The organism is Rhodoferax sp. (assembly GCF_039922535.1).
Lineage (GTDB): Bacteria > Pseudomonadota > Gammaproteobacteria > Burkholderiales > Burkholderiaceae_C > Rhodoferax_B.
This window is the reverse complement of record NZ_JBDTEM010000474.1, coordinates 1-9330: the sequence shown is the minus strand read 5'-3', so window position 1 is coordinate 9330 and position 9330 is coordinate 1. Positions and strand designations below refer to the sequence as shown.

At 62.4% G+C, this 9330-nt stretch carries 9 protein-coding genes; 6 read left to right on the top strand and 3 right to left on the bottom strand.

What is annotated here, in order from left to right; all coding sequences use genetic code 11:
* The first annotated feature begins 57 nt into the window (after positions 1-57).
* The 3 genes from rdgB (at position 58) to ABI213_RS22450 (ending at position 3379) form a co-directional block, all read left to right on the top strand.
* Positions 58-660 carry an RdgB/HAM1 family non-canonical purine NTP pyrophosphatase gene (rdgB, locus tag ABI213_RS22460; protein WP_348008273.1) on the top strand — a complete coding sequence of 201 codons (603 nt, stop codon included), beginning with the start codon at positions 58-60 and terminating at the stop codon, positions 658-660.
* Entirely contained in the window at positions 657-1913 is a 1257-nt protein-coding gene (gene hemW, locus ABI213_RS22455; protein ID WP_348008274.1) for a radical SAM family heme chaperone HemW, read from the top strand. The genes rdgB and hemW overlap by 4 nt, the downstream gene beginning before the upstream one ends.
* Positions 1914-2065: 152 nt before the next feature.
* On the top strand, positions 2066-3379 hold the full coding sequence (locus tag ABI213_RS22450) for an MFS transporter (protein WP_348008275.1): 1314 nt from the start codon (positions 2066-2068) through the stop codon (positions 3377-3379).
* Here ABI213_RS22450 and ABI213_RS22445 read toward each other — a convergent pair.
* Positions 3376-4227, bottom strand: coding sequence for a tetratricopeptide repeat protein (locus tag ABI213_RS22445; protein ID WP_348028728.1), 852 nt, complete (start codon positions 4225-4227; stop codon positions 3376-3378). The genes ABI213_RS22450 and ABI213_RS22445 overlap by 4 nt on opposite strands.
* A gap of 37 nt (positions 4228-4264) precedes the next feature.
* The gene (gene murJ / locus ABI213_RS22440; RefSeq protein ID WP_348006040.1) at positions 4265-5839 is read right to left on the bottom strand and encodes a murein biosynthesis integral membrane protein MurJ; all 1575 of its coding nucleotides are present in this window, start codon (positions 5837-5839) and stop codon (positions 4265-4267) included.
* Positions 5840-5932: 93 nt separating this feature from the next.
* Between murJ and rpsT the strand changes: the two genes are divergently transcribed.
* Complete coding sequence (rpsT, locus tag ABI213_RS22435; protein ID WP_295957209.1) at positions 5933-6241, top strand: 30S ribosomal protein S20; 309 nt, start codon at positions 5933-5935, stop codon at positions 6239-6241.
* Positions 6242-6366: 125 nt separating this feature from the next.
* Here the strand turns inward: rpsT and ABI213_RS22430 are convergent, their stop codons facing one another.
* Positions 6367-7317 (bottom strand): GlxA family transcriptional regulator, encoded by a 951-nt coding sequence (locus ABI213_RS22430; protein ID WP_348006041.1) that lies wholly within the window; start codon positions 7315-7317, stop codon positions 6367-6369.
* Positions 7318-7466: 149 nt separating this feature from the next.
* Here ABI213_RS22430 and choX point away from each other — a divergent pair, with 149 nt between their 5' ends.
* Together choX and ABI213_RS22420 are read left to right on the top strand one after the other, a co-directional pair.
* On the top strand, positions 7467-8411 hold the full coding sequence (gene choX / locus ABI213_RS22425) for a choline ABC transporter substrate-binding protein (RefSeq protein ID WP_348006042.1): 945 nt from the start codon (positions 7467-7469) through the stop codon (positions 8409-8411).
* Positions 8412-8422: 11 nt separating this feature from the next.
* Positions 8423-9313, top strand: coding sequence for a 3-keto-5-aminohexanoate cleavage protein (locus ABI213_RS22420; protein ID WP_348028726.1), 891 nt, complete (start codon positions 8423-8425; stop codon positions 9311-9313).
* The last annotated feature ends 17 nt before the right edge of the window (positions 9314-9330 follow it).

The following is a 9330-nucleotide window of genomic DNA, read 5'->3' as shown; positions in this document are numbered from 1 at the left end:
ACTATTGAAATAATAGCTGCCAGCGCAGGTGGTACCTGCGCTGGAGCCCCATTTTTTATGAAAATCGTATTGGCATCCAATAACGCCGGCAAACTGTTTGAATTGCAGGCCTTGTTCGCCCCGCTGGGGGTAGAGCTGGTGGCGCAGGGCGCTTTGGGCATCCCGGAGGCGGAGGAACCGTTCCACACCTTTGTCGAAAACGCCCTGGCCAAAGCCCGGCACGCCAGCGCCCACAGCGGCCTTCCCGCCGTGGCCGACGACGCGGGTCTGTGCGTGGATGCCTTTGGCGGCCTGCCGGGCGTGCAAACGGCGTACTACGCCACCCAGTTTGGCTACCCCAAGAGCGACAGCTACAACGTGCGCGCCCTGCTGGAGCAGATGGCGCACATCGACAACCGCCGCGCCGCCCTGGTCAGTACCCTGGTCGCGGTGCGCAGCCCGCAAGACCCCGAGCCGCTGATCGCCGTGGGCCGGGCCGTCGGTGAAATCACCCGCACGCCGCAGGGTAGCAACGGCTTTGGCTTTGACCCGGTGATGTTCCTGCCGCAGTTCGGCAAAACCTTTGCCGAACTGAGCCCCGAGGTGAAGAACGCCCATAGCCACCGTGGCCAGTCGTCGCGTGCCATGCTGGCCCTGATGCGCGAGCGTTGGTTGCCATGAAGGATTTGCAACACCACATGCGCCCCGGCCTGCTGCAGTTGGCCGCGCTGCCACCGTTGTCGCTCTACGTGCACCTGCCCTGGTGTCTGAAGAAATGCCCGTACTGCGACTTCAATTCGCACGAGCTGCGGGCCGACGGCGCGCAGACCCTACATCCCGCCGCCAACCTGGCCGCGCCCACGCCGACCGCAGAAGTGCCCGAGCAGCGCTACATCGACGCGCTGATGGCCGACCTGGAGGCCGCGCTGCCGCTGGTCTGGGGCCGCACCGTGCACAGCATCTTTATCGGTGGCGGCACGCCCAGCCTGTTTTCGCCGCAGGCGATCGACCGGCTGATCGGCGATATCCGCGCCCGCCTCAAGCTGGAGCCCGACTGCGAAATCACGCTGGAAGCCAACCCCGGAACCTTCGAGAAGAACCGCTTTCGCGCCTACCGCAGCGCCGGGGTGACGCGCTTGTCGGTGGGCGTGCAAAGCTTTAACGACGTGCACCTCAAAGCTCTGGGACGCGTCCACGACAGTGCCCAGGCGCTGGCGGCGGTGGAGGAGGCGGCCCAGTCGTTTGACACCTTTAACCTCGATATCATGTACGCGCTGCCCGGCCAGACGCTACAGAATTTAGAGCTGGATATGCAGACCGCGCTTGCGCTAGGGCCCAAACACATCAGTATTTACCAGCTGACCATCGAGCCCAATACCTACTTCGCCAAGTTTCCGCCGCAGGTGCCTGAGGAAGACTTGGGCTACGACATGCTGGACAAGATCACCGAGATGACCTTGGCTGCTGGCATGGACCGCTACGAAGTCTCGGCCTACGCGCTGCCCGGCCACGCCTGCGTGCACAACCAGAACTACTGGCAATTTGGCGACTACCTGGGGATTGGCGCGGGGGCCCACAGCAAGCTCAGCTTTGCCCACCGCATCGTGCGCCAGGTGCGGTACCGCGAGCCCAACCTGTACATGGCCAACGCCCTGGCGGGCAAGGCGGTGGCGCAGGACGACGACATTCCCCGCGCCGAGCTGCCGTTCGAGTACATGCTGAACGCCCTGCGTCTGCGCGACGGCTTTGAGCTACCCAAGTTCACCGAACGCACCGGCCTGCCGCTGACCAGCATCCAGAAAGGTCTGGCCGAGGGCGAGCGCAAAGGCCTGCTGGAGCGCGACGGCGTGCGGGTACGGCCCACGGTGCGGGGCTTTGACTTTTTGAGCGACTTGCAGGCGCTGTTTTTGGCCGAAACCCCCGCGGCACGCTGAGCTTTTGGGGTGCTGCAATACGGTGGCGTAAAGCAGTGTGAATAGGCGGTAAAGCTGGCTGCGCACCCTCTGTGGCGCGCGGCGGCAGGCAGACAATGCAATTGATTGTCTACGCCAGACTGCTCCCATTTCCCCTGTTCACATCCAAAAAAATGACAAGCATGACCGCCTCCCCCGCGCAGTCGAAGTTTGGCACGGTGCTCCGTGTCACCAGCGGCAACTTCATGGAGATGTTCGACTTCTTCCTGTTCGGCTTTTACGCCACTTACATCGCCAAAACCTTCTTCCCGGCGGCGGATGAGTTTGCGTCGCTGATGTTTACTTTCATGACCTTCGGTGCGGGCTTTTTGATGCGGCCGTTGGGCGCTATTTTTCTCGGTGCCTATGTGGACAGGGTAGGGCGGCGGCAGGGGCTGATCGTGACACTGGCCCTCATGGCTACCGGCACGGTACTGATCGCCTGCGTGCCTGGCTATGCCAGCATCGGCTACCTGGCACCCGGTCTGGTGCTGATGGGCCGCTTGCTGCAAGGCTTTTCCGCCGGGGTAGAGCTGGGCGGCGTGTCGGTGTATCTGGCCGAGATGGCCACGCCGGGCCGCAAAGGCTTTTATGTGAGCTGGCAGTCGGCCAGCCAGCAGGTGGCCATCATCGTGGCGGCAGCGCTGGGCTACCTGCTGAATACTTGGCTTACGCCGCTGGAAATTGGTGCCTGGGGCTGGCGCGTGCCCTTCTTTATCGGCTGCATGATCGTGCCGGTGCTGTTTCTGCTGCGCCGCTCGCTGCAGGAAACCGAGGAGTTCATGCAGCGCAAGCACCGGCCGGACACCCGGGCCATCTTCCGCTCGATGCTGGACAACTGGGGCCTGGTGGTGGCCGGGATGATGCTGGTGTCCATGACCACGGTCTCGTTCTACCTGATCACCGTCTACACCCCCACGTTTGGCAAAAGCGTGCTGCACCTCAGTACTACCGACGCGCTGGTCGTGACGCTGTGTGTGGGTATTTCCAACTTCATCTGGCTACCCGTGATGGGCGCGCTCTCGGACCGCATTGGCCGCCGTCCGCTGTTGCTGTTCTTTACCGTGCTGACCATCGTCAGCGCCTACCCGGCCATGACCTGGCTGACCAACGCGGCGAGCTTTGAGAAGATGTTGACCGTGGAGCTGTGGCTGTCCTTTTTGTACGCCAGCTACAACGGCGCTATGGTGGTGGCGCTGACCGAGGTGATGCCGGTGGAAGTGCGCACCGTGGGCTTCTCGCTGGCCTACAGTCTGGCCACGGCGATTTTTGGTGGCTTTACGCCGGCCATCGCCACCGGCTTGATCGAAGCCACCGGCAACAAGGCGGCTCCGGCGCTATGGATGACGTTTGCGGCGCTGTGCGGGCTGATCGCCACGCTGGTGCTGTACCGCAAGCAGGCCGTGGGGGCCCGGGGTGCGCAGGCTACGCTGGCGGCGGGACGTTAGCTCTTTGCCCTGCGCAGCGTGCTGATGCGGTAAGCGATGCTGTCAACATCCAAGGGGTCTTCGGCGCAGAGCAGGTACTTTTCCAGGTCTTCCACGGCCAGTGCGCTGTTGCCCAGGGCGGCGTGGGCCAGGCCCCGGTCGCGGTAGTCGCTCCAGGCATCGGGCTGCAGCACCAGCAGGCGGTTCAGCACCGCTACCAGGCGCAGCCAGTCGCTTTGCGAGGTGTGGATGTCTTTGAGGTTGCGCAGCATGCGGGCCACGATGTCGCGCGGTGGGCTGGCCTGCAGGTACAGGCCCAGCGGCACTTCAAAATCGTCAGACAGCGCGTTGCGCCGGGTGTAGGGCTCTAGCCGTTCCGATAGTTCTTCGCGGCTCAGCGACTGGCCGGTGAACGGGTCCATCACCACCTGGCCCTTGGGCAGGTTGATCTTGACCATGAAATGCCCCGGAAACGCCACGCCGCGCACCACCAGGCCAATGCCCTGGGCCAGCTCCATCCACACCACGGCCAGCGATATCGGGATGCCCCGGCGCGTGCGCAGCACGGCGTTGAGGTAGCTGTTGTCAGGGTCGTAGTAGTCGTTGACGTTGCCGCCAAAGTTCAGGTCGCGGTAGAAGAACTGGTTCAGAGAGCGCAGCCGCTGCAGCGGCACCGCGTCGCGCGGCAGGCGGCGTTTGAGGCGGGCCAGCAGTTGGTCTACATCGCCCAGCACCTGTTCCATGTCCAGCTCGGGGTATTCGTCTTGCGCCAGGCTGGTCACCGCCTCCAGCAGCGGGAAGTGCTCATCGCTCTGGACCAGCGCCGCAAAATATTCAAGCGGTGTGGGGGCTTGGTAGGAGATTTGCATAATCTGGTTTTATTAGAGCACTAGCGCAGCGTCAAGTTTAAATGCCGCCGGGGTGTACCACTTTACGTAACTTCATTCCTGCTGCCCACAATGCTACGAAATAAATAGCTGCCGACGCAAGTAGAACCAGCGCTAGATAGCCAACCCGTTCCAATTTTGCACCTTCAAAGTGGGTCCAGGGCACGGCACTGGTCGCCCAGATCAAAAATACCGCCAGCAAGGCGCTGGCCGCCAGCACCTGTAGGATGAATTTCCACCAGCCGGGTATGGGCAGGTAGCTGCCGCGCCGCCGCAGGCCGAACAGTAGCCAGCTAGCGTTGATCAGTGCGCCCAGGCCCACCGACAGCGTCAGCGCCGCATGCTGGAACAGCGGCACCAGCACCAGATTCAGCAACTGGGTGATGACCAGCACCGCCACGGCAATGCGCGCCGGGGTCTTCATATTGTGGCTGGCGTAAAAGCCCGGGGCCAGCACCTTGATAGCCACCACGCCCAGCAAGCCCACGCCCCAGCCCATCAGGGCCAGCGCGGTTTGTGCCACGTCGCGCTCGGTGAAGGCCCCGTAGTGGAAGATTACCGCTACCAGCGGGGTGGCAAACGTCAGCAGCGCCACCGAGCAGGGCACGGCCAGCAACACCACCAGGCGCAGGCCCCAGTCGAGCATGGCCGAATACTGTTTGGGGTCGTTGGCGGCTTTGGCACCGGCCAGTTGCGGCATCAGCACCACGCCCAGGGCCACGCCCAGCATGGCGGTGGGGAATTCCATCAGCCGGTCGGCTCCGCTGAGCCAGCTCACGCTGCCGGGGGCAAGGCGCGAGGCGATCTGGGTGTTGATAAACAGGGATATCTGCGCTACGCCCACACCCAGCAGGGCCGGAACCATCAGTTTCGCGACGTTTTTGGTTGCGTCATCAGCCCAGGCGGCGCGCACCAGTGACCAGGTATGCCCTATGTTGGGAAACAGGCCCAGGCGTTTCAGTGCTGGAATCTGCACCCCGAGTTGCAAGATGCCGCCCAGCATCACACCGATGATTTGCGCATAGATGGGCTCAATGCCGTGGCTGCGGAACCAGGGCGTGGCCCACAGCGTGGCGGCGATCATGGCGATGTTCAGCAGCACCGGGGTGGCGGCAGGCACGGCAAATACGCGCCAGGTGTTCAAAATGCCCGAGGCCATGGACACCAGCGAGATGAACAGGATGTAGGGGAACATCCAGCGCGTCATGGTGGTGGCGGCCGCGTAGGCTTGGGGTTCTTGCTGCATACCTCCGGCCATGGCCCAGACCAGCAGCGGCGTGCCCAGCACCCCCAGCACGCAGGTCAGCACCAGCACCCAGGTCAGCAGGGTGGCCACGCGGTCGATCAGCAGCTTGGTGGCTTCCAGCCCGTTTTTGGCTTTGCTGGCGGCCAGCACGGGCACAAAGGCCTGGCTGAACGCGCCTTCGCCAAACAGGCGGCGGAACAGGTTGGGAATGCGAAACGCCACGTAGAACGCGTCGGTCATGGCATTGGCACCGAAGGTGGCGGCAAACAACTGGTCACGGACCAGACCCGCCACGCGGGAAGCCAGGGTCAGCAGGGAGATGGTGGAAGCAGATTTGAAGAGACTCACCCATCCAGTGTAGCCCGGCTGGGGGTGCAAGCGCCCAACTGCTATACTCGTGGGCTTTGCTGGCATCATCCTCTAACAATCTCAAGGAAAAATATTATGGCAACCAAACCAAAGAAAAAGAACCCACGCCTTGCGTCGGGCCGTAAGCGCGTCCGCCAAGACGTCAAGATTAACGCTGCAAACACCTCGCTGCGTTCCAAATACCGTACCGCTGTCAAGAACGTTGAAAAAGCCGTTCTGACTGGCGACAAAGCCAAAGCCACCGAGCTGTTTGCCAAGATGCAAGCCGTGGTGGACACGGTTGCCGACAAGGGCATCTTCCACAAGAACAAGGCTGCTCGCGATAAGAGCCGTCTGAGCACCAAGGTGAAGGCACTCGTGGCCGCACCTGTCGCAGCTTAAATCTTTTAAGCAAACCGCCCGGACGGTGTCACCATTGTCCGCCGTTTTGTAGGGTGCGCTGCCAGCACAGCAAAAAGCAAAAAACCACCAGAGCCTAGGTTCTGGTGGTTTTTTCGTTTCTGGGCCTAACTGGCGAGTCGGTCCTGCTTGGGCGGGCTGTGGAAACGGCTGCGGTAGGCCCGCGAGAAGTACGAGGGCGACTCAAACCCGCAGGCCACACTGACTTCGATGATGCGCATCTCGGTTTGCTGCAGGAGTTGGCGCGCCCGGTCCAGTCGCAGGCCCAGGTAGAAGTGCGAGGGCGTGTCTTTCAGGTGGGTGGCAAACAACCGCTCCAGTTGGCGCCGTGTCACGCCGATGCTGTCGGCCAGTGCGTCGGGCGACAGGGGCTCTTCCATGTGCCGCTCCATCTCGCTCACGACCTGGATGGTTTTCTTGTTGTGGATGCCGTAACGCGCGGCAATTTGCATGCGTTGGTGGTCCGACGGGTTGCGGATGCGGCCCAGCACAAACTGTTCAGACACTTCGGTGGCTAACGCATGGCCATGCTTGCGGGCCATCAGCGCCAATACCATGTCGATGGAGGCCGTGCCGCCCGCGCTGGTGATGCGCTGGCCGTCGATTTCAAACAGCTCCTGCGTCACCGAGGCGGCCAGCGCCGGGTAGCGCTCTACAAAGGCGGATATCGCCTCCCAGTGCAGGGTCAGCTTCTGGCGTTGCAGCAGCCCGGCCTCGGCCAGCAGAAAGCTGCCGGTGTCAATAGCACCTAACACCGTACCCGCCCGGTCCAGCCGCCGCAGCCAACTGCCCAGCGCAGGCGTGTAGTGCTCCAGCGGGTTGAAGCCGCCCACGATGAACAGACTGGGGGCGTGGTCTACGAAGTCAGGCGAGCTTTCCGCATTCAGTGACATGCCATTGCTGGCGGTGACCGGGCCGCCGTCCACGCTCAGGATGTGCCAACGGTACAGGTCTTTTTGATACCGGTTCGCCACCCGCAGCGGTTCAACCGCCGACACAAAGCCCATCATCGAAAACGCGGGCAGCAGCAAAAAGTACAGATCTTCGGGAGCAGGCATGGGCTGAGGTTGTAGCAGATGGGAAAACCCGTGGGGTCGCAGCAGTGCAACGACTGGTCGCAATGCGTCGTTTTTTAAGTGCGCCCCTCGGCAAACTTCATCTATCGCAAGGCGGTTGGCGCTGTTTGCGGTGTTTATTCCAAAGGAACATGATGAAAAAATGGCTTCAAGCTGCGGGCCTGCTGGCGGCGGCAATGTATGTTTTACCCGCAGTGGCCCAGGATGCCGAAAGCTGCAAAAAAATCCGCTTTGTGGACATCGGCTGGAGCGACATCACTGCCACCACTGCGCTGGCGACCACGGTGTTTGAGGGCCTGGGCTACGCCCCTAGCACCACCATCGCCTCGGTGCCCATTTCTTTTGCGGGTCTGAAGAGCAAGCAGATTGATGTGTCGCTGGGTTACTGGAGTCCCATGCAGGACGGCATGGTCGATCCGCTGGTCAAGGCTAAAAACCTGGTCGTGCTGCCTACGCCCAACCTGAGCGGTGCCAAGGCCACGCTGGCCGTGCCCGCCTATGCCAATGAGGCGGGGTTGAAGAGTTTTGCCGACATTGCCAAGTTCCAGAAAGAGCTGGACGGCAAGATTTTTGGCATCGAAGCGGGCAGCAGTGCCAACGCCAAGGTGCAGCAAATGATCGACAAGAACGAGTTGGGCTTGGGCGGCTTCAAGCTGGTGCAGTCCAGCGAAGCGGGCATGCTGGCCGAGGTGCAGCGCGCAATACGGCAGAAGAAGCTGGTGGTGTTCCTGGGCTGGGAGCCGCACCCGATGAACATCCAGATGCAGATCAGCTACCTGACGGGCGGCGATGCCTACTTTGGCGCCAATTTTGGCGAAGCCAAGGTCAAAACCCTGGTGGCGAATGACTACCTGGCGCGCTGCCCGAACGCCGGCAAGCTGGTGTCCAACCTGATTTTCAGCACCGATGTGGAAAACCGCCTGATGGTGCCCATCATGGCCAAGGTGCTGCCCGCCACCGCTGCCAAAGATTTCTTGAAGCAAAACCCCGAGCTGCTCACCAAATGGTTGGCAGGTGTCAAAACCTATGACGGCAAAGACGGCCTACCTGCCGTGCGTACGTCTCTCGGTCTGTAAAGGAGCCGCGCATGAACCATGATGTCATCCTGACCTGCGCTGTCACCGGTGCGGGCGATACCGTTGGCCGCCACCCGGCCATTCCCGTCACTCCTAAGCAGATCGCTGCCGCTGCGGTCGAGGCGGCCCAAGCCGGAGCCACCGTGGTGCACTGCCATGTGCGCGACCCGGAGACCGGCAAGGGCAGCCGCGACCCGGCGCTGTACCGTGAACTGGTGGACCGTATCCGCTCCAGTGGCGTGGACATGGTGCTGAACCTGACGGCGGGCATGGGTGGCGACCTGGAAATTGGCGCGGGCGAAGCCCCGCTGCAGTTCGGCCCCGGCACCGATCTGGTCGGCGGGCTGGCCCGGCTGATCCACATCGAAGAGCTGCTGCCCGAAATCTGCACGCTGGACTGCGGCACGCTGAATTTTGGCGATGGCGACTATATCTACGTGTCTACCCCCACCCAGTTACGCGCCGGGGCCAAGCGCATTCTGGAGCTCGGCGTGAAAGCCGAGCTGGAGGTGTTCGACACCGGCCACCTGTGGTTTGCCAAGCAGATGCTGAAAGAAGGTCTGCTGGGCGACGCACCGTTGTTCCAGGTCTGCCTGGGCATCCCCTGGGGCGCGCCCGCCGACACCACCACCATGAAGGCCATGGCCGACAACATGCCGCCGGGTGCCACCTGGGCCGGGTTTGGCATTGGCCGCATGCAAATGCCCATGGTGGCGCAGGCCGTGCTGCTGGGGGGCAATGTGCGCGTGGGCCTGGAAGACAACCTCTGGCTGGACAAGGGCGTACCCGCCAGCAACGGGTCGCTGGTGGAACGGGCCAACACCATCATCAGCATGATGGGCGCGCGCACGCTGACCCCCGAAGAAGGACGCAGGAAACTGGGCCTGAAAAAGCGGGGCTAGGGTGGTTTCCTTTTTTG

Excerpts from the sequence above, each read along its gene's own strand:
- rdgB (WP_348008273.1), top strand. The coding sequence starts at position 58 with ATGAAAATCGTATTGGCATCCAATAACGCCGGCAAACTGTTTGAATTG.
- ABI213_RS22445 (WP_348028728.1), bottom strand. The coding sequence starts at position 4,227 with ATGCAAATCTCCTACCAAGCCCCCACACCGCTTGAATATTTTGCGGCG.
- ABI213_RS22450 (WP_348008275.1), top strand. The coding sequence starts at position 2,066 with ATGACAAGCATGACCGCCTCCCCCGCGCAGTCGAAGTTTGGCACGGTG.
- hemW (WP_348008274.1), top strand. The coding sequence starts at position 657 with ATGAAGGATTTGCAACACCACATGCGCCCCGGCCTGCTGCAGTTGGCC.
- ABI213_RS22430 (WP_348006041.1), bottom strand. The coding sequence starts at position 7,317 with ATGCCTGCTCCCGAAGATCTGTACTTTTTGCTGCTGCCCGCGTTTTCG.
- ABI213_RS22420 (WP_348028726.1), top strand. The coding sequence starts at position 8,423 with ATGAACCATGATGTCATCCTGACCTGCGCTGTCACCGGTGCGGGCGAT.
- choX (WP_348006042.1), top strand. The coding sequence starts at position 7,467 with ATGATGAAAAAATGGCTTCAAGCTGCGGGCCTGCTGGCGGCGGCAATG.